Raw genomic sequence first — 17,714 nt, 5'->3', positions numbered from 1 at the left:
TGAAGCTGTCTTGGGCCGTGATTTATCTTTAGCCGAGGCGAATTTTGGCGCGAGGTCATTCCTGGCCAGGGCAGCCGGAAATGGGCCAACTTATGGATAGTTGTCGGACAGTTTGCGTGGCGCGCGCCGCTCTGGCTGGCGCATCAGCAAACGCCCGCAGAGTGCGGGCGTTGGGAGGTAAGGCAGGTTTATTGCTCGTTAAGCCCGAAGCAGGTCAAGGCGAAGGTGGGGATGCCGCTGTCCTGCAGTTTCTGCGAACCGCCCAGTTCGGGCAGGTCGATGATCGCCGCGGCTTCGATGATGCTTGCGCCCATGCGTCGCACCAGTTGGGCGGCCGCCAGCAGGGTGCCGCCAGTGGCGATCAGGTCATCGAAAATCAGTACCTTGTCGCCTTCGCAGAGGCTGTCGGCGTGCACTTCCAGTTTGGCTTCGCCGTACTCGGTCTGGTAGCCCTCGCTGAGCACGTCTGCAGGCAGTTTGCCCTGCTTGCGAAACAGGATCAGCGGCTTGTTCAGCTCGTAGGCAATGATCGAGCCGATTAGAAAACCGCGTGCGTCCATGGCGCCGATATGGCTGAAGTCGGCCTCGACGTAACGCTGGATAAAGCTGTCGGCAACCATGCGCAGGGCGCGTGGCGACTGAAACAGCGGGGTGATGTCACGAAAGATCACCCCAGGTTTGGGGAAATCCACCACCGGGCGGATCAGGGTCTTGATGCTGAATTCATCGAAGATCATCGGTTAGGTCCTGCGCTGAGCGGATCGGTCAGCCCTCAAGGTTGCCGCCGGCCAGTGCGCACAATTCGATCGGGTCGAGGATGTGCACTTCTTTGCCTTCGGCTTCTAGCAGGCTGTTCTGCTGAAAACGCGTGAATACACGCGATACGGTTTCCACCGCAAGGCCCAAATAGTTACCGATTTCGTTGCGCGACATCGACAGGCGGAACTGGTTGGCCGAAAAGCCCCGGGCGCGGAAGCGTGCTGAGAGGTTGACCAGGAAGGTGGCGATACGTTCGTCGGCGGTCTTCTTCGAGAGCAGCAGCATCATTTGCTGATCGTCGCGGATCTCGCGGCTCATGATGCGCATCAGCTGGCGGCGCAGTTGTGGCAGTTGCACGGACAACTCGTCCAGGCGCTCGAAGGGGATTTCGCAGACCGAGGTGGTTTCCAGGGCCATGGCCGACACGGGGTAACTTTCGCTGTCCATGCCGGACAAACCGACCAGTTCGCTGGGCAGATGAAAGCCAGTGATCTGTTCATCACCGCTGTCGCTCAGGCTGAAGGTTTTCAGTGCGCCGGAACGTACGGCAAACACCGAATTGAAGGCATCGCCCTGGCGGAACAGGAATTCACCCTTTTTCAGTGGGCGGCCGCGTTTGACGATTTCGTCGAGCGCATCCATGTCTTCCAGGTTCAGGGACAGCGGCAGGCACAAACTCGCCAGGCTGCAATCCTTGCAGTGGGCTTGATGTGGGGTATGCAACTTGATGCTTTCGGACATCGTCGGTTCCTAGCTTAAGCACACAATATTCGTAAGGTTACAGCAGGCGGCAGGGTACAGCCAGCCAAACGCTGTTCTGACCAAGTGTTCAAGTATGTTGCTGGGCGGCCGATAACTCTGGCGATTTTAAAGAGTCTGCAAGGGAGTACGGCTATGCGCGTGGAATCGACATCGATGATTGGTCGCCTGGGGCTGGCGCTGGAGCGCAAAAGCGCTGCCGCCGAAGGTGCCGAGCCAGATGATCAGGCGCTGCGCGATAGCCTGCGCGTCAGCTTGTCGGAACTCGGTAAGGCCCGCTCTGCGGCGGCGCAGAAGAACCAGGATATCGATGACAGCAGCTTGCCAGATGTGGTCAAGGATCTGCTCAAGCGAATCCGCGAGCTCAAGGAGCAGATCGAGGCCAAGAAAGAAGAGTTGAAGGCGGTCATGAGTGACCAGAGCCTTGACCCCGAAGCCAAACGCTTGAAAATCGAAACCCTGCAAGCTGAACTGGCGTCATTGCAGGGTGCCTTGAGCAGTACCAATGCCACGCTGCTCAAGGTCATGCGTGATCAGGACTTGAGCGATCAGCAGATGCAGGAAGTGGCCGGCCTGATCCTGAAATAACCTCGGTCCATAAAGTCAGCAGGTCGTTTTTCAACGACTGGCTAGATCACTCGGGAAAAGCGTTGCCTGCTCAGCTCATTCAGGTAGCGATCAAACAGCATGCACAGTGAGCGCACCAGCAACCGGCCGGCTGGCAGCACATCAATCCCCTGGGCGTTCAGCTCAATCAGGCCATCACTGGCCATCTGCTGCAGTTGCGGCCAGATATCGGCAAAGTAGCTGCGAAAATCGATGGCATAGGCTTGCTCGATATCGGCAAAGCACAGTTGAAAATGGCAGATCAGCTGCTGAATCACTGCGCGCCGCAGGCGATCGTCGGAGTCGCAGTGCAGACCGCGTACGGTGGCCAGTTCATGGTGATCGAGGCTGTCCTGGTATTTGCTCAAGTCGCTGCTGTTCTGGCAGTACAGATCACCAATCTGGCTGATAGAGGACACGCCCAGGCCAATCAGATCGCAATGACCGTGGGTGGTATAGCCCTGGAAGTTGCGCTGCAGGCTGCCGTCTTCCTGGGCACTGGCCAATTCGTCGTCAGGCAGGGCGAAGTGGTCCATGCCGATATAGCGGTAGCCGGCGGCGTTCAGTTGCTCGATGCTGGCTTGCAGCATGGCCAGCTTGTCGGCGGGGCTGGGCAGGTCGCTGGTGTTGATCCGCCGTTGCGGCATAAAGCGTTCCGGCAGATGCGCGTAGTTGAACAGTGACAGGCGATCCGGTTGCAGGGCGATGACTTCTGCGACGGTGCGGGCAAAACGTTCCGGGGTTTGCAGTGGCAGGCCGTAGATCAGATCGATGTTCACCGAGCGGAACTGCAGGGTGCGCGCGGCCTCGATGATGGCGCGGGTCTCTTCCAGGGTTTGCAGGCGATTGACTGCCCGTTGCACGGCCGGGTCGAGGTCCTGCACGCCGAGGCTGACGCGGTTGAAGCCCAGCTCGCGGAGCAGGCCCATGGTCGACCAGTCGGCTTCGCGCGGGTCGATCTCGATGCTGTAGTCACCGCTGTCGTCATCCAGCAGATTGAAATGCTGGCGCAGGTGGCCCATCAGGTGGCGCAGTTCATCGTGACTGAGAAAGGTTGGCGTGCCGCCGCCGAAGTGCAGTTGCTCGACTTTCTGTTTAGGGTCCAGATGACGGCTGATGATCTCCACTTCGTGTTGGAGTTTTTCCAGGTACGGCTGAGCGCGCCCACGGTCCTTGGTGATCACCTTGTTGCAGGCGCAGTAATAGCAGATGTGCGCGCAGAACGGGATGTGCACGTACAGCGACAGCGGCCGCAGGGCTTTGCGGCTGTCACGCAGGGCGTGCAGTAGATCGAACTGGCTGATGCGCTCATGAAACTGCACTGCGGTCGGATAGGAGGTGTAGCGCGGACCGGCCTGGTCGTAGCGGCGGATCAGGGCGCTGTCCCACTGGATGGCGTTGAGCATGCGGGTATTCCCGGTTTGGCTTTCAATACCGGGCAGTCTATGGGCGCTGCTGTTGTGCTGTTTTGACCTGGATCATGGAGCTGCAAGCCTCAGTAATCGCACTTGCTTGTAGTGTGTTCCGCTTCAGTGGCCCATCAGCCAGTGCTGGTGCGGGCCAGGCATTGTCCACATGCCGAAGAGGATCACCAGAATGCCGCCTGCCGTGCGCACACCCTGTTTGCGCAGCAAGGCGGTCAGGCGTTCGGCGGCCATGCCGGTGGCCAGCAGCACGGGTAGGGTGCCGAGGCCAAAGGCCAACATCAGCGCTGCGCTGTCGACTGCATTGCCTTGGCTGGCGGCCCACAGCAGGGTGCTGTAGACCAGGCCGCAGGGTAGCCAGCCCCAGAGGCTGCCGAGTACCAAGGCGCGGGGCAGGCTGGTAACCGGCATAAAGCGACGGGTTAGCGGTTGGATATGTCGCCAAAGGCCACGGCCGAGGGCTTCGATACGAGTCAGGCCGCTCCACCAGCCGGCCAGGTACAGGCCCATGGCAATCAGCAGCAACGCCGCAACCACCCGTAAGCCCATCACCAGCGGGCTATTGGCCACTGCCCAGCCTGCCAGGCCGAGCAGCAGGCCTGCCAGGCTGTAGCTGAGAATGCGCCCCAGGTTGTAGGCCAGCAGCAGCTGAAAGCGCTGTGCGCGGCGCTCGGGCGGAATGGCCAGGGTCAGCGCGCCCATCAGCCCGCCGCACATACCCAGGCAGTGTCCACCGCCGAGCAGGCCGAGAATCAGCGCCGAGGCCAGCAGCGGCAGCAGTTCAAGCACCGGGTTTGTCCTGCTCAGGCTGGGGTTCGTCGAGCTGTTGTACCTGGCTTACGGCGGCCGTGTGCTTGGGGTCTTCGTCATCAAACAGGATGCTGTGCGCCGGGCCGTCGAGGTCGTCGTACTGACCGCTGTCCACCGCCCAGAAGAACAGCCAGATGGCAAAAGCTACCAAGGCGATGGCGACCGGGATCAGGATATAGAGGGCGGGCATGGCTTAGTGGCTCCGGCGCAAGAATTGCCGCAGATCAAGGCTGGCAACTGGGAAGAGTCTGTCCGGGCTGCGGCCGGTCAGCGCGACGAAGGCAAACAGAACATTAAGGAAAAGCATGATCAGGATGTCCGGCAGGCTGTCAGTAAACAGACTGCTGAGCGTGGTCTGCTGGCTGATCAGCGCGGTAGCAAAGTGGTAGGCCATAAACAGCTGCAGGCTGAACAGCACTACGGCCAGTAAGCGTACCCACCCGGCAACCTTGCCAGTCATGTTGTTTCGCATAGGACCTCGCCGAGCGTATTAGTGGACTGTTTGACCTGTGCATGTCGGTTATCACTTCCACCGCGACGGTACGGCGGTGGATCGGTGACCTACGTACGAGTCAGGCGCAGAGCGTTGATCACCACCAGTAAAGAGCTGACCGACATGCCCAGCGCGGCCCAGATGGGGGTGATCCAGCCGATGGCCGCGAAGGGCAGCACCAAGCCATTGTACAGGCTGGCCCAGGTGAGGTTCTCGATGATGATGCGACGGGTTCGTTGCGCCATGTGTAGCGCCTGCACCAGGCTGCTCAGGCGGTTGGACAGCAGCACGGCATCGGCGCTGGTTTTTGCCAGGTCAGTGGCGCTGCCCATGGCCACGCTGATATCGGCGGCGGCCAATACCGGCACATCGTTAACCCCGTCACCCAGCATCAGCACCCGGCTGCCCTGGCTGTGCAGCTGCTTGAGCACGTCCAGCTTGGCATCCGGCGTAAGGCCGCCACGGGCGTCTGTGATGCCCAGCTGGCGTGCTACTTCGCCGACCATCGGTGAGCTGTCGCCGGACAGCAGCATGATCTGCCAGCCTTTGGCCTTGGCCATGTCGATCAGTTGCGGCGCGTCGTCGCGCAGGCGGTCATTCAACACGAACCAGGCCAGCGGCCCCTGTTCATCACCCAGCAGCAGCCACTGGCCGTGCTCGCTGGCAATTGTTGGCGCGGGTTGCGCGCTCAGCGCGCAGACAAATCCGGCCTCACCGATGCGCAGCAGTCGGCTGCCAACACGCCCTTGCAGGCCGAGGCCCGGATGGCTGTCGACCGCTTCGGCGGCCTCAGGGGCCTGACCGAAGGCGCGGGCAATCGGGTGTTCGGAGCGGTTTTCCAGCGCCGCGGCAAGGGCCAGGCAGGTGTCGGCATCCAGCTCGCGCAGGGGATGAATGGCGCTGAGAGTCAGGCGACCTTCGGTGAGGGTGCCGGTCTTGTCCAGCACCAGGGTGTTGATCTGATTCAGGCCTTCCAGCACGTGGCCACGGGTCAGCAACATGCCCAGTTTGTGCAGTGAGCCGGTCGCGGCCGTGAGTGCTGTCGGCGTGGCCAGGGCCAGCGCGCAGGGGCAGGTGGCGACCAGCAGGGCCAGAACAATCCAGAATGCGCGTGACGGATCGAGTTGCCACCAGACCAGGCCGACGACGGCGGCTACCACTAGCACGATCAGCAGGAACCACTGCGCAACCTGATCGGCCAGGACCGCCAGGCGCGGTTTGTCGCTCTGCGCGCGCTCCAGCAGACGAACGATGGCCGACAGCCGCGTGGCATCGCCAAGGGCCTGCACTTCTACCTGCAACGGACCTTCTACGTTGAGGGTGCCGGCGGTCACGCTGTCGCCGATGTTGCGTGGTTGTGGCAGGTACTCGCCGGTCAGCACGGACTCATCCACACTCGACTGGCCCTGGATGATGCAACCGTCGGCTGGCAGCAGGGCGCCGGGTGGCACCAGTACCTGATCACCGACCTGCAGTTCATTGAGCAAAATGCGTTGGCTCTGACCTGCTGCGTCCAGGCGTAGACAGGAGGCGGGTAGCAGATTGACCAGCTGCGCCGTAGCGGCCGCCGTGCGTTCGCGGGCGCGGCGCTCCAGATAGCGGCCAGCCAGCAGAAACAGGGCGAACATGCCCACCGCATCGAAATACAGCTCGCCCTGGCCGGTCACCGTTGACCAGATCCCGGCTATATAAGCCCCGCCGATGGCCAGGGACACCGATACATCCATGGTCAGGTGGCGGGTGCGCAGGTCACGCAGCGCGCCACGGAAGAACTGGCCGCAGCAGTAGAAGACAATCGGTGTGGTGAGAAACAGGCTGACCCAGCGCAGGATCTTGTCCAGCTCGGGGCTGAGGTCGATGTTGAATTCTGGCCAGGTGGCCATGGTCGCCATCATCACCTGCATCCACAGCATGCCCGCCACGCCCAGCTCGCGCATGGCACGGTGGTTCTCGCGGTGCAGCTGTTCGGCGGCGGCATCGGCCTGCCAGGGGTGGGCAGCGTAGCCGATCTTGCGCAGCGCCTTGAGCAGGCTGCTGAGCGGCAGTTTGCTGTCGGCCCAGCGCACTTGCAGGCGGTGGTTGGACAGGTTGAGGTGCGCCTCGCTGACGCCTGGAAGGCTGCGCAGGTGTTTTTCGATCAACCAGCCACAGGCCGCGCAACTGATGCCTTCGATCAGCAGGCAGGTTTCGCTGAGTTCGCCGTCATGTTCGACAAAGGGCTGCTGTACATCACTGCGGTCATACAGCGCCAATTCTTCGGGCAGCGCCTGGGGCAGGCTTTGCGGGTTGGCGGCGCTTTCGCTGCGGTGCTTGTAGTAGTGCTCCAGGCCACCGCTGACGATGGCTTCGGCCACGGCCTGGCAACCCGGGCAGCACATCTCGCGGGTTGCGCCCAGTACCTGGGTCTGGAACCGGCTGCCGGCCGGAACCGGCAGGCCACAGTGATAGCAGGGAGTCGGACTGGCCATCGGTGCGCTTATTGGGCATCCCCGAGGTTAATCGTTTGTCCGCTCTGCACGTTTTCCTCTTCGAACAGGCGCCAGTCCTTGCCGCCTTCCTGACCGATCAGCTCGACAAACCGGCGGCCTTCAACCGCATCGATCATCTGCCCGCTGTAACTGCCATCGGCCTGCGGTTGCAGGATCACCCGGCGGTCACGTTCCGGCTGGGTCGGCGAAATCAGGTTGAGCACCAGCTGCTGCGGACGGCTGTTGCCATTCAGCTGCAGGGTGGCGGTGCCATTGTCATCGTTGAGCAGCAAGGTGGCGTGCAGCTTGAGGCGAATGGCATGGTTTTCCCGCTCCAGCGACTGGTTGATGCCCTTGCCGACGTCGTAATAGTCATCGGAGATCAGCCCCGGTGGATTCTTCGTGGCGATGGTCAGCAGGGTCAGCCCCTGGACCACTGAATAAGCCAGCAGGCCTATCAGGAACCAGGGCCAGAATTGCTTGTACCAGGGCTTGATGATCTCGGGGTTCTTTTCAGGCATGGGTTCAGACATGGGCTTCTCTAATCAGCGCACGCTCGGGCCGATAAAGCGGCTGGCGGCGTCGGTTTTGATACTGGGGTCATCCACCGAGTGCAGGTGGAAAGTGATTTCATTGGTGCTTGAAGGTAGCTTCTCCGGGTCGATGGACAGCTCGACCGGCAAGGACAACACCTCGCCAGCGATTGCCTTGATCTCGCGCTTGCCTTCGTACACCAGACCGTCGAGACCATCGGCTTCGATCAGGTAGGTCACGTCGTGCTGGGCCTTGTTCATGATCTTCAGGGTGTAGACGTTCTCGATCCGGCCCTCTTCGTTTTCGCGGTAGAGCACACGGTCCTTGAGCACATCCAGCTCCACCAACGAACGCTCGGCAATGGCCCAGGCGAACACGCAGAACATGGCGGTCAGCGCTACCGCGTAACCAATCAGGCGCGGGCGCATCAGGTTGGTTTTCTGCCCGGACAGGTTGTGTTCGGTGGTGTAGCTGATCAGCCCTTTCGGGTAGTTCATCTTCTCCATGATGCTGTCGCAGGCATCGATACAGGCCGCGCAGCCGATGCATTCGATCTGCAGGCCGTCGCGGATATCGATGCCGGTAGGGCAGACGTGCACGCACATCTTGCAGTCGATGCAGTCACCCAGGCCTTGGGCCTTGTAGTCGGCGTCCTTCTTGCGCGGGCCACGGGATTCGCCACGGCGCGGGTCATAGGAGACGATCAGGGTGTCCTGGTCGAACATCACGCTCTGGAAGCGCGCGTAGGGGCACATGTAGATGCACACCTGCTCACGCAGGTAGCCGGCGTTGCCATAGGTGGCGAGGGTGAAGAAGCCGACCCAGAATAGCGCCCAGCCACTGGCCTCAAGGGTGAACAGCTCCGGAATCAGCTCGCGGATTGGCGTGAAGTAGCCGACGAAGGTGATCGCGGTGACCAGCGAAACGCCGACCCAGATGCCGTGTTTGGCCAGCTTGCGCAGGAATTTCTGCGTGCTCATGGGGGTCTTGTCGAGCTTCATGCGCTGGTTGCGGTCACCTTCGGTGACTTTCTCCGCCCACATGAATACCCAGGTGAACACACTCTGCGGGCAGGTGTAGCCACACCACACGCGGCCAGCGAACACGGTAATAAAGAACAGACCGAAGGCGCAGATGATCAGCAGCGCCGAGAGCAGGACGAAATCCTGCGGCCAATAGGTGGAACCGAAGATATAGAACTTGCGCTCCGGCAGGTTCCACCAGACGGCCTGACGACCATTCCAGTTCAACCATACGGTGCCGAAGTACAACAGAAAGAGGGCTGCACCACCGAGCATGCGCAGGTTGCGGAAGAGGCCGGTGAAGGAGCGGGTGTAGATTTTTTCGCGGTTGGCGTACAGGTCAACAACTTCGACCTTGGCCGGGGCAGGGGTGACGTCTTTAACTGGAATCTGTGCGCTCATCAGTTCGTACCACGGCGGTTGATTGGCTGCTTCAACCGATACGTGCCGGCCGAAGTCATACGTGCTCTTGCGCTATCGTACGCCTGACGATTGCTCGGCAGGTGCGACCCGCGGTCGCGCCTGCCAGAGCCGGAGAATCACTTCTCGGTTTTACCTTGCGACAGGCTGTACACGTAAGCCGCCAGCAGATGCACTTTATCGTTGCCCAGGAAATCAGCCTGGGCTGGCATCTTGCCGTTACGGCCGTAGCGCAGAGTTTGTTGCACCTGGGCAAAGCTGGAGCCGTAGAGCCAGACTTTGTCGGTCAGGTTGGGGGCGCCCATGGCCTGTTGGCCCTTACCTTCAGCGCCATGACAGACTGCACAATTGGTGGCAAAGATGTTTTGACCTGCAGCAAGGTCAACCTCGATACCTTCCGGATTCTTCAAGCCAGACAGGCTGCGCACGTAGCCGGCAACGTTGCGGATGCCTTCTTCGCCGATGCTGTCTTTCCACGCAGGCATGGCTGCCTGACGGCCGCCCATGATGGTGGTCTTGATGGTTTCTGGTTCGCCACCGTACAGCCAATCGTTGTCGGTCAGGTTGGGGAAGCCGTAGGCGCCCTTGGCGTCAGAACCGTGGCAGACCGAGCAGTTGGAAGCAAACAGGCGACCGCCCATTTTCAGCGCTTGCTCGTCCTGGGCCACTTGTTCAATCGGCATGGCGGCGTACTTGGCGAAGATCGGGCCGTACTGGGCATCAGCCTTGGCCATCTCTTTTTCCCACTGGTGCACACCAGTCCAGCCGGCATTGCGCTCGGCGTCGCCGGCGATCTGCACGTTGGTGGCAAATGGCGTCTTGGCCTCGGTGTCGAGGTAGTCGTAGCCCGGCAGCAGGCCTTTCCAGTTACCCAGGCCCGGGTAGAGCGCCAGGTAGCCGAGGGCAAAGATGATGGTGCCGACAAACAGCATGAACCACCACTTCGGCAGCGGGTTGTCGAACTCTTCGATACCGTCGAAGGAATGGCCGACAGTTTCTTCGGTGGTTTCTTCGCGCTGGCCCTTGCGGGTGCCGAAGATCAGCCAAGTCAGGGCAAAGATAGTGCCCAGAGACAGAATGGTTACGTACCAACTCCAGAACGTGGTCATTGGTTATTGCTCCTGGAAGATTGCTCGTCACGCTCGTTGGGTTTGGGATCGTCGGCGAAGGGCAGGTTGGCGGCCTCGTCGAAGCTGGATTTACGCTTGCTGCTGTAGGCCCAGAGCACCACGCCAATAAAGGCGATGAACACCACTGCTGTGCCTATGCCACGAATAGTCCCGATGTCCATCGCGCGTTACCGTTTGTTCTTGATGGAAGTGCCGAGAACCTGCAGGTACGCAACGAGAGCGTCCATTTCGGTCTTGCCTTTTACCGCGTCCTTGGCCCCAGCGATGTCTTCATCGGTGTAGGGGATACCAAAGCCACGCATGACTTCCATCTTCTTGGCGGTGTCCTTGCCGTCGAGTTTGTGCTCGACCAGCCAAGGGTAGGCCGGCATCTTCGACTCAGGCACTACGTTGCGCGGGTTGTACAGGTGCGCACGTTGCCACTCATCCGAGTAACGACCGCCGACGCGAGCCAGGTCCGGCCCGGTACGCTTGGAACCCCACAGAAACGGGTGATCCCAGACGCTTTCACCGGCTACCGAGTAGTGGCCGTAACGTTCGGTTTCAGCACGGAACGGACGGATCATCTGCGAGTGGCAGCCGACACAGCCGTTGGCGATGTACACATCGCGGCCTTCCAGTTGCAGCGCGGTGTAAGGCTTGAGGCCTTCTACCGGCTCGTTGGTAACGTCCTGGAAAAACAGCGGAACGATTTGAGTCAGGCCGCCGATGCTGACGGCCAGAACCATCAGCAGCGCCATCAGGCCAATATTCTTCTCAATGATTTCGTGTTTCATCAGTGCGCTACTCCAGCAGGGATCTGTGCAGCGGCTTCATATTCAGAAGCCTTGGCGGCACGCACGGTGCGGTAGGTGTTGTAAGCCATCAGCAGCATGCCAGCGACGAAGAAGGCACCGCCGATCATGCGCACCACGTAACCTGGGTGGCTGGCTTCCAGCGCTTCAACGAAGGAATAGGTGAGGGTGCCGTCTTCGTTGACTGCACGCCACATCAGGCCCTGGGTGATGCCGTTGACCCACATCGAAGCGATGTACAGCACGGTGCCGATGGTGGCCAGCCAGAAGTGTGCGTTGATCAGACCAACGCTGTGCATCTGCGGGCGACCGAAGACTTTCGGCAGCAGGTGGTACAGGGCGCCGATAGAGATCATTGCTACCCAGCCGAGCGCGCCGGCATGTACGTGGCCGATGGTCCAGTCGGTGTAGTGGGACAGGGCGTTGACGGTCTTGATCGCCATCATCGGACCTTCGAAGGTCGACATGCCGTAGAACGCCAGAGAAACCACCAGGAAGCGCAGGATTGGGTCGGTACGCAGCTTATGCCAGGCGCCCGACAGGCTCATCATGCCGTTGATCATGCCGCCCCAGCTTGGCGCCAGCAGGATGATCGACATGGCCATACCCAGGGATTGAGCCCAATCCGGCAGTGCGGTGTAGTGCAGGTGGTGCGGACCGGCCCAGATGTACAGGGTGATCAGTGCCCAGAAGTGCACGATGGACAGGCGGTAGGAGTAGATCGGACGCTCAGCCTGCTTGGGTACGAAGTAGTACATCATGCCCAGGAAGCCGGTGGTCAGGAAGAAACCCACGGCGTTGTGGCCGTACCACCACTGGATCATCGCGTCTGTTGCACCGGCGTACATGGAGTACGACTTGAACAGGCTGACCGGAACGGCCGCGCTGTTAACGATGTGCAGCATTGCGGTAACCAGGATAAAGGCACCGAAGAACCAGTTACCTACATAAATATGCTTGGTCTGGCGTTTGATAATGGTGCCGAAGAACACCACGGCATAAGCGATCCAGACGATGCCCAGGAGGATATCGATTGGCCACTCAAGCTCGGCGTATTCCTTGGAACCGGTGAAACCCATCGGCAGAGTGATCACTGCTGCGACGATCACGGCTTGCCAGCCCCAGAATACGAACGCGGCAAGGCCATCAGAAATCAGGCGTGCCTGGCTGGTGCGTTGCACCACGTAGAACGAGGTGGCCATCAGCGCACAACCACCGAAGGCGAAAATCACCGCGTTGGTGTGCAGCGGACGCAGACGGCCAAAGCTCGTCCATTCCATACCCAGGTTAAGTTCAGGCCACACCAGCTGTGCGGCGATGAAAACACCCAGGCTCATGCCAATGACTCCCCAGATCACCGTCATTACGGCGAACTGGCGAACCACCTTGTAGTTATAAGCAGTCGGACTGATTGCTGTGCTCATTATGGGTTCCACGGTTAATGGATTTTTTAGGGGCAAAAATCGGCGGCAAGTATGGAGAAAGCAGGTGCTCATTGCAACGACACAAGCCGGCGCGATAAGGCTTTCAGGGCTGTTGGCAAGCCTGCATGGCCGCGTATGCAGGGCATTGCCGCAAGCAATAAACGCCTAACAGGCGTAGCGCGAAAGATGGGAATCGCCTTGGAGTTATGACAGGTGGCGACTGTCGACAAGATTAGCTCAAGTCAAACATCACGCGTGCACTTGGTCGGAAGGGTGCGACCTTGGGTCGCATGGCTGGAGCGACTGTCCAGCGCGGGGAGCGAGGGTTTTGCACTGACTGGCGAGGTTGGCTCGCCAGTCAGTGTGCTACGGGCGTCTTACTGGGCGGCAGCGTTCTGCTGCGATTTGCTCAGGCTCAGTACATAAGCGGCGAGCAAATGCACTTTGTCGTTGCCCAGATACTGCTCTTGCGCCGGCATCTGGCCATTGCGACCGTGGCGGATGGTCTGTTGCAGCTGCACCAGGCTGCTGCCGTAGATCCAGCCAGCCGGGCTGGTCAGGTCGGGCGCGCCGAGCATGGCCATGCCGGTGCCTTGCGCGCCGTGGCAGGCCTGGCAGTTGGCGGCAAAGATGGCGGCACCTTTTTCCAGGTCAATCTGCTTGTCGGCTGACAGTGGCAAGCCGGCCAAGTCTTTGCGCACATAGGCGGCGACCTGCTGCACGCCTTCTTCGCCAATCACGGCGGCCCAGGCCGGCATGGCACCGATGCGACCATGGAGGATGCTGGTCTTGATCACATTAGGCTCGCCGCCCCAGCGCCAGTGGCTGTCGGTCAGGTTGGGGAAGCCCACTGCACCTTTGGCGTCAGAGCCGTGGCAGACCGAGCAGTAGGTGGCGAACATGCGGCCACCCATTTTTAGCGCCTGTTCGTCTTTGGCCACTTCTTCCAGGGGCATGGCGGCATATTTGGCGAAGATCGGCCCATACAGCTCGTCCGCCTTGTCGACTTCGCGCTGCCATTGCTTGACCTGGGTCCAGCCACCTTCGTAACCCGGCAGTACGCCTTTCCAGCTGCCCAGGCCGGGATACAGCACCAGGTAGCCAATCGAGAAGATCAGCGTGCCGAGAAACAGCATGAACCACCACTTGGGCAGCGGGTTGTCATATTCCTCGATGCCGTCGAAGGCATGCCCCATGGTCTGATCGGTAGGGCTCTTGTGAACTTCGCTCTTGCGGGTGGCGAAAATCAGCCAGAACAGCGCGATCAGGGTGCCGACTGTCAGCAGGGTGATGTACCAGCTCCAGAAAGTGCTCATGGGGTCTTGCTCCTTGGTGCAGCCAGCTTGGGTTCATCGGCAAAGGGCAGCAGGGCGGCCTGATCGAAGGCTGCGCGACGTTTGCCGCTGTAAGCCCAGAGGGTCACGCAGACAAACGACAGCAGGACCAGTGCCGTGCCGATGCCGCGTATGGTTCCAATATCCAGAGCGCCGATATCAATGAGTTCGAATGACATGGCTTACCTCTTGTTCTTCACGGCAGTGCCAAGCACTTGCAGGTAGGCAACCATGGCGTCCATCTCGCTTTTGCCTTTAACGGCTGCGGTGGCGCCGGCAATGTCTTCATCGCTGTAGGGCACGCCGAGAAGGCGCAGGGCCTTCATCTTGGCCGGGGTGTCTTGGCCGTCCAGAGTGCCTTCCACCAGCCAGGGATAAGAAGGCATCTTCGACTCCGGCACTACGTTGCGCGGGTTGTACAGGTGCGCGCGGTGCCATTCATCCGAGTAGCGGCCGCCCACACGGGCCAGGTCCGGCCCGGTGCGTTTGGAGCCCCAGAGGAAGGGGTGGTCGTAGACGCTTTCACCGGCGACCGAGTAGTGGCCGTAGCGCTCGGTTTCGGCGCGGAACGGGCGAATCATCTGCGAGTGGCAACCCACACAACCCTCGCGGATATAGATGTCGCGGCCTTCCAGTTGCAGCGCGGTGTAGGGCTTGAGGCCGGCCACCGGTTCATTGGTGACGTCCTGGAAGAACAGCGGAACAATCTGCGTCAGGCCGCCGATACTCACGGCCAGTACCATCATCAGCGCCATCAGGCCGATGTTCTTCTCGAGTATTTCGTGTCTCATCAGTGGGCTCCCTCAAGCGAAAACTGCGCGGCGGCTTCCATCTCAGCGGCTTTGGTATGACGCACGGTCTGCCAGACGTTCCAGGCCATCACCAGCATGCCGGCGAAGAAGATCGCGCCGCCGATCACCCGCACCACAAAGCCGGGGTGGCTGGCTTCCAGTGCTTCGACGAAGGAGTAGGTGAGGGTGCCGTCTTCGTTGACTGCGCGCCACATCAGGCCCTGGGCGATACCGTTGACCCACATCGAGGCGATATAGAGCACGGTGCCGATGGTGGCGAGCCAGAAGTGCACGTTGATCAGGCTGGTGCTGTGCATCTCTTCGCGGCCGAAGACTTTCGGCAGCATGTGATACAGCGAGCCGATCGACACCATGGCCACCCAGCCGAGCGCACCGGCGTGCACGTGACCGATGGTCCAGTCGGTGTAGTGAGACAGGGCATTGACGGTCTTGATCGCCATCATCGGACCTTCAAAGGTCGACATGCCGTAGAACGCCAGGGATACCACCAGAAAGCGCAGGATCGGGTCGGTACGCAACTTATGCCAGGCCCCGGAGAGGGTCATCATGCCGTTGATCATGCCGCCCCAGCTCGGTGCCAGGAGGATCAGCGACATCACCATGCCCAGGCTCTGCGCCCAGTCCGGCAGCGCGGTGTAGTGCAGGTGGTGCGGGCCGGCCCAGATGTACACGGCAATCAGCGCCCAGAAGTGCACGATGGACAAGCGGTAGGAATACACCGGGCGTCCAGCCTGCTTGGGCACGAAGTAATACATCATCCCCAGAAAACCGGCGGTAAGGAAAAAGCCCACGGCGTTGTGGCCGTACCACCACTGGATCATCGCGTCCGTCGCCCCGGCATAGGCCGAGTAGGACTTGGTCAGGGTGACCGGCACTTCCAGGTTGTTGACCAGGTGCAGCAGGGCCACGGTGAGGATAAAACCACCGAAGAACCAGTTGCCTACATAAATGTGGCTGACGTTACGCTTGATCACCGTGCCGAAGAACACGATGGCGTAGCTGACCCAGACAATGGTGATCAGAATGTCGATCGGCCATTCCAGCTCGGCGTATTCCTTGGAGCTGGTCCAGCCCAATGGCAAGCTGATGGCCGCCAGCACAATCACCAGTTGCCAGCCCCAGAAGGTGAAGGCGGCAAGCTTGGGGGCGAACAGGGTGGCCTGCGAGGTGCGTTGCACCGCGTAATAGCTGGTAGCGAACAGTGCGCAACCGCCAAAGGCGAAGATCACCGCGTTGGTATGCAACGGGCGCAGGCGGCCGAAGCTGGTCCACGGCAGGTTGAAATTGAGTTCGGGCCAGGCCAGTTGCGCGGCGATAAACACGCCGAGCCCCATCCCGACAATGCCCCACACCACTGTCATGATGGCGAATTGGCGAACCACCCTGTAGTTGTAGGCGGAACTGGTTGCTGTGTTCATGTCTGGGCTTCCATCCACGGTTTATAGGCAGATCATCGAAAATCAGCGGCTGCGGGCTTGTACGATCTGCACCGCAGTCCAACGGATTCTTTAAGCGAGGCAAGCATGAGCAAAGGGCAGGTGGCAGGTATTGACGGGGATCAATACGTGCAGGGGCAGGGTGAGGGCGCATGGTTGTGGGATCGCCCGCTTGGCGAGCAGCACGCCACCCTGATTCTGGCTCACGGTGCGGGTGCGCCAATGGACAGCGAGTTCATGCAAACCATGGCGAGAAGCCTTGCTGCGCGTGGGATTGCTGTAGTGCGCTTCGAGTTTGCCTACATGGCTGCGCGGCGTCTGGACGGCAAGAAACGCCCCCCCAACCCCCAGGCCAAACTGCTCGAGCAATGGCGTGAGGTGTACCGCGAGGTGCGCCAACAGGTCGCAGGGCCGCTAGCGATTGGCGGCAAGTCCATGGGCGGGCGCATGGCCAGTCTGCTGGTTGATGAATTAGGCGCGGATGCGCTGGTATGCCTGGGCTATCCCTTTTATGCCGTCGGCAAGCCGGAAAAGCCGCGTGTCGCGCACTTGGCCGAGCTGAGTACGCCGACGTTGATCATTCAGGGGGAGCGCGATGCCCTGGGCGATCACCAAGCGGTAGCAGGCTATACGCTGTCTGCGGCGATCACGTTGCACTGGTTAACCGCCGGCGACCATGACCTAAAGCCACTAAAAAGCTCAGGCCTCAGCCATCAGCAGCACATGCAGGCGGCCGCCGATGCGATTGCGCAGTTTCTCTGCGCATAAGTCGGCGAGGGCTGGCGTTTGGTGAATACGTTATATTCCTACTAAAACACTAGGACTTTGCCGGCGCTGGCGAGTGGCGTACACTGCGCCCATGTTTGCGAGGAGTTGCCATGAGCACCATTACCATTACCGACGCTGCCCACGATTATCTGGCTGACCTGCTGAGCAAGCAGAATACCCCGGGCATCGGCATTCGCGTGTTTATCACCCAGCCGGGCACCCAGTACGCGGAAACCTGCATTGCCTACTGCAAGCCAGGTGAGCAGAAGGCTGAAGACACCGCGCTGGGCCTGGCCAGCTTTACTGCCTGGATCGACGCTGTCAGCGAGCCGTTTCTGGAAGACGCCGTGGTTGACTATGCCACCGACCGTATGGGCGGCCAGCTGACCATCAAGGCGCCGAACGCCAAAGTGCCAATGGTCAACGAAGACAGCCCGATCAACGAGCGCATCAGCTACTACCTGCAAACCGAGATCAACCCCGGTCTGGCCAGCCATGGTGGCGAAGTCAGCCTGATCGATGTGGTTGACGATGGCATTGCCGTGCTGAAATTCGGCGGCGGTTGCCAGGGTTGCGGTCAGGTTGACCTGACGCTCAAGGAAGGTATCGAGAAAACTCTGCTGGAGCGCATCCCCGAGCTTAAAGGTGTGCGTGACGTGACCGACCACAGCATCAAGGAAAATGCCTACTACTGAGTAGATGGTCAGATAAAAATGCCCGC

At 60.5% G+C, this 17,714-nt stretch carries 20 protein-coding genes; 3 read left to right on the top strand and 17 right to left on the bottom strand.

The window, feature by feature from the left end; all coding sequences use genetic code 11:
* Positions 1–188 precede the first annotated feature (188 nt).
* Together IOD17_RS11310 and fnr are read right to left on the bottom strand one after the other, a co-directional pair.
* A complete protein-coding gene (locus IOD17_RS11310) occupies positions 189–737 on the bottom strand; it encodes an adenine phosphoribosyltransferase (RefSeq protein WP_233685187.1) in 549 nt (182 codons plus the stop codon).
* A 28-nt stretch (positions 738–765) separates the two neighbouring features.
* On the bottom strand, positions 766–1,500 hold the full coding sequence (gene fnr / locus IOD17_RS11305; protein WP_233685186.1) for a fumarate/nitrate reduction transcriptional regulator Fnr: 735 nt from the start codon (positions 1,498–1,500) through the stop codon (positions 766–768).
* Positions 1,501–1,653: 153 nt separating this feature from the next.
* Here fnr and IOD17_RS11300 point away from each other — a divergent pair, with 153 nt between their 5' ends.
* Positions 1,654–2,106: a hypothetical protein gene (locus IOD17_RS11300; RefSeq protein ID WP_233685185.1), complete on the top strand. Its 453-nt coding sequence runs from the start codon at positions 1,654–1,656 to the stop codon at positions 2,104–2,106.
* Positions 2,107–2,147: 41 nt separating this feature from the next.
* Here the strand turns inward: IOD17_RS11300 and hemN are convergent, their stop codons facing one another.
* The 15 genes from hemN to ccoN (IOD17_RS11225) all read right to left on the bottom strand — a co-directional run bounded on the left by hemN (position 2,148) and on the right by ccoN (IOD17_RS11225) (position 16,207).
* Positions 2,148–3,530: an oxygen-independent coproporphyrinogen III oxidase gene (gene hemN, locus IOD17_RS11295; RefSeq protein WP_233685184.1), complete on the bottom strand. Its 1,383-nt coding sequence runs from the start codon at positions 3,528–3,530 to the stop codon at positions 2,148–2,150.
* 123 nt (positions 3,531–3,653) lie between these two features.
* A complete protein-coding gene (locus tag IOD17_RS11290) occupies positions 3,654–4,337 on the bottom strand; it encodes a sulfite exporter TauE/SafE family protein (RefSeq protein ID WP_233685183.1) in 684 nt (227 codons plus the stop codon).
* On the bottom strand, positions 4,330–4,548 hold the full coding sequence (ccoS, locus tag IOD17_RS11285) for a cbb3-type cytochrome oxidase assembly protein CcoS (RefSeq protein WP_233685182.1): 219 nt from the start codon (positions 4,546–4,548) through the stop codon (positions 4,330–4,332). The genes IOD17_RS11290 and ccoS overlap by 8 nt, the downstream gene beginning before the upstream one ends.
* 3 nt (positions 4,549–4,551) lie before the next feature.
* On the bottom strand, positions 4,552–4,818 hold the full coding sequence (locus tag IOD17_RS11280) for a hypothetical protein (RefSeq protein WP_233685181.1): 267 nt from the start codon (positions 4,816–4,818) through the stop codon (positions 4,552–4,554).
* A 101-nt stretch (positions 4,819–4,919) separates the two neighbouring features.
* On the bottom strand, positions 4,920–7,319 hold the full coding sequence (locus IOD17_RS11275) for a heavy metal translocating P-type ATPase (RefSeq protein ID WP_233685180.1): 2,400 nt from the start codon (positions 7,317–7,319) through the stop codon (positions 4,920–4,922).
* A gap of 8 nt (positions 7,320–7,327) precedes the next feature.
* Complete coding sequence (locus IOD17_RS11270) at positions 7,328–7,840, bottom strand: FixH family protein (protein ID WP_233685225.1); 513 nt, start codon at positions 7,838–7,840, stop codon at positions 7,328–7,330.
* 24 nt (positions 7,841–7,864) lie between these two features.
* Entirely contained in the window at positions 7,865–9,277 is a 1,413-nt protein-coding gene (gene ccoG, locus IOD17_RS11265; RefSeq protein ID WP_233685179.1) for a cytochrome c oxidase accessory protein CcoG, read from the bottom strand.
* A 137-nt stretch (positions 9,278–9,414) separates the two neighbouring features.
* Positions 9,415–10,404: a cytochrome-c oxidase, cbb3-type subunit III gene (ccoP, locus tag IOD17_RS11260; RefSeq protein WP_233685178.1), complete on the bottom strand. Its 990-nt coding sequence runs from the start codon at positions 10,402–10,404 to the stop codon at positions 9,415–9,417.
* Positions 10,401–10,586, bottom strand: a complete 186-nt coding sequence (locus IOD17_RS11255) for a cbb3-type cytochrome oxidase subunit 3 (RefSeq protein WP_090256143.1) — start codon at positions 10,584–10,586, stop codon at positions 10,401–10,403. The genes ccoP (IOD17_RS11260) and IOD17_RS11255 overlap by 4 nt, the downstream gene beginning before the upstream one ends.
* Before the next feature lie 6 nt (positions 10,587–10,592).
* On the bottom strand, positions 10,593–11,201 hold the full coding sequence (ccoO, locus tag IOD17_RS11250) for a cytochrome-c oxidase, cbb3-type subunit II (RefSeq protein WP_090256144.1): 609 nt from the start codon (positions 11,199–11,201) through the stop codon (positions 10,593–10,595).
* Positions 11,201–12,643 carry a cytochrome-c oxidase, cbb3-type subunit I gene (ccoN, locus tag IOD17_RS11245; RefSeq protein ID WP_233685177.1) on the bottom strand — a complete coding sequence of 481 codons (1,443 nt, stop codon included), beginning with the start codon at positions 12,641–12,643 and terminating at the stop codon, positions 11,201–11,203. The genes ccoO (IOD17_RS11250) and ccoN (IOD17_RS11245) overlap by 1 nt, the downstream gene beginning before the upstream one ends.
* A gap of 377 nt (positions 12,644–13,020) precedes the next feature.
* Positions 13,021–13,959, bottom strand: a complete 939-nt coding sequence (gene ccoP / locus IOD17_RS11240; RefSeq protein WP_233685176.1) for a cytochrome-c oxidase, cbb3-type subunit III — start codon at positions 13,957–13,959, stop codon at positions 13,021–13,023.
* Positions 13,956–14,156 carry a cbb3-type cytochrome oxidase subunit 3 gene (locus IOD17_RS11235; RefSeq protein ID WP_233685175.1) on the bottom strand — a complete coding sequence of 67 codons (201 nt, stop codon included), beginning with the start codon at positions 14,154–14,156 and terminating at the stop codon, positions 13,956–13,958. Before IOD17_RS11235 ends, ccoP (IOD17_RS11240) begins: the two co-directional genes overlap by 4 nt.
* Positions 14,157–14,159: 3 nt before the next feature.
* Positions 14,160–14,768, bottom strand: a complete 609-nt coding sequence (gene ccoO, locus IOD17_RS11230; RefSeq protein ID WP_233685174.1) for a cytochrome-c oxidase, cbb3-type subunit II — start codon at positions 14,766–14,768, stop codon at positions 14,160–14,162.
* On the bottom strand, positions 14,768–16,207 hold the full coding sequence (ccoN, locus tag IOD17_RS11225; protein ID WP_233685173.1) for a cytochrome-c oxidase, cbb3-type subunit I: 1,440 nt from the start codon (positions 16,205–16,207) through the stop codon (positions 14,768–14,770). Before ccoN (IOD17_RS11225) ends, ccoO (IOD17_RS11230) begins: the two co-directional genes overlap by 1 nt.
* Before the next feature lie 105 nt (positions 16,208–16,312).
* Between ccoN (IOD17_RS11225) and IOD17_RS11220 the strand changes: the two genes are divergently transcribed.
* Both IOD17_RS11220 and nfuA read left to right on the top strand, forming a co-directional pair.
* Positions 16,313–16,993 (top strand): alpha/beta family hydrolase, encoded by a 681-nt coding sequence (locus tag IOD17_RS11220; protein WP_233685172.1) that lies wholly within the window; start codon positions 16,313–16,315, stop codon positions 16,991–16,993.
* A 110-nt stretch (positions 16,994–17,103) separates the two neighbouring features.
* Positions 17,104–17,688 carry a Fe-S biogenesis protein NfuA gene (gene nfuA / locus IOD17_RS11215; protein ID WP_090386038.1) on the top strand — a complete coding sequence of 195 codons (585 nt, stop codon included), beginning with the start codon at positions 17,104–17,106 and terminating at the stop codon, positions 17,686–17,688.
* Positions 17,689–17,714 lie beyond the last annotated feature (26 nt).

The organism is Pseudomonas anguilliseptica (assembly GCF_021375795.1).
GTDB lineage: Bacteria > Pseudomonadota > Gammaproteobacteria > Pseudomonadales > Pseudomonadaceae > Aquipseudomonas > Aquipseudomonas anguilliseptica_A.
Note: the sequence above shows the minus strand (reverse complement) of the source record. Positions and strands in the feature narration are given on the sequence as shown.

Excerpts from the sequence above, each read along its gene's own strand:
- ccoO (WP_233685174.1), bottom strand. The coding sequence starts at position 14,768 with ATGAGACACGAAATACTCGAGAAGAACATCGGCCTGATGGCGCTGATG.
- ccoO (WP_090256144.1), bottom strand. The coding sequence starts at position 11,201 with ATGAAACACGAAATCATTGAGAAGAATATTGGCCTGATGGCGCTGCTG.
- ccoP (WP_233685178.1), bottom strand. The coding sequence starts at position 10,404 with ATGACCACGTTCTGGAGTTGGTACGTAACCATTCTGTCTCTGGGCACT.
- ccoS (WP_233685182.1), bottom strand. The coding sequence starts at position 4,548 with ATGCCCGCCCTCTATATCCTGATCCCGGTCGCCATCGCCTTGGTAGCT.
- IOD17_RS11270 (WP_233685225.1), bottom strand. The coding sequence starts at position 7,840 with ATGCCTGAAAAGAACCCCGAGATCATCAAGCCCTGGTACAAGCAATTC.
- IOD17_RS11310 (WP_233685187.1), bottom strand. The coding sequence starts at position 737 with ATGATCTTCGATGAATTCAGCATCAAGACCCTGATCCGCCCGGTGGTG.
- IOD17_RS11275 (WP_233685180.1), bottom strand. The coding sequence starts at position 7,319 with ATGGCCAGTCCGACTCCCTGCTATCACTGTGGCCTGCCGGTTCCGGCC.
- IOD17_RS11220 (WP_233685172.1), top strand. The coding sequence starts at position 16,313 with ATGAGCAAAGGGCAGGTGGCAGGTATTGACGGGGATCAATACGTGCAG.
- ccoN (WP_233685177.1), bottom strand. The coding sequence starts at position 12,643 with ATGAGCACAGCAATCAGTCCGACTGCTTATAACTACAAGGTGGTTCGC.
- ccoN (WP_233685173.1), bottom strand. The coding sequence starts at position 16,207 with ATGAACACAGCAACCAGTTCCGCCTACAACTACAGGGTGGTTCGCCAA.
- IOD17_RS11280 (WP_233685181.1), bottom strand. The coding sequence starts at position 4,818 with ATGACTGGCAAGGTTGCCGGGTGGGTACGCTTACTGGCCGTAGTGCTG.
- nfuA (WP_090386038.1), top strand. The coding sequence starts at position 17,104 with ATGAGCACCATTACCATTACCGACGCTGCCCACGATTATCTGGCTGAC.
- ccoG (WP_233685179.1), bottom strand. The coding sequence starts at position 9,277 with ATGAGCGCACAGATTCCAGTTAAAGACGTCACCCCTGCCCCGGCCAAG.
- IOD17_RS11255 (WP_090256143.1), bottom strand. The coding sequence starts at position 10,586 with ATGGACATCGGGACTATTCGTGGCATAGGCACAGCAGTGGTGTTCATC.
- hemN (WP_233685184.1), bottom strand. The coding sequence starts at position 3,530 with ATGCTCAACGCCATCCAGTGGGACAGCGCCCTGATCCGCCGCTACGAC.
- ccoP (WP_233685176.1), bottom strand. The coding sequence starts at position 13,959 with ATGAGCACTTTCTGGAGCTGGTACATCACCCTGCTGACAGTCGGCACC.
- IOD17_RS11300 (WP_233685185.1), top strand. The coding sequence starts at position 1,654 with ATGCGCGTGGAATCGACATCGATGATTGGTCGCCTGGGGCTGGCGCTG.
- fnr (WP_233685186.1), bottom strand. The coding sequence starts at position 1,500 with ATGTCCGAAAGCATCAAGTTGCATACCCCACATCAAGCCCACTGCAAG.
- IOD17_RS11235 (WP_233685175.1), bottom strand. The coding sequence starts at position 14,156 with ATGTCATTCGAACTCATTGATATCGGCGCTCTGGATATTGGAACCATA.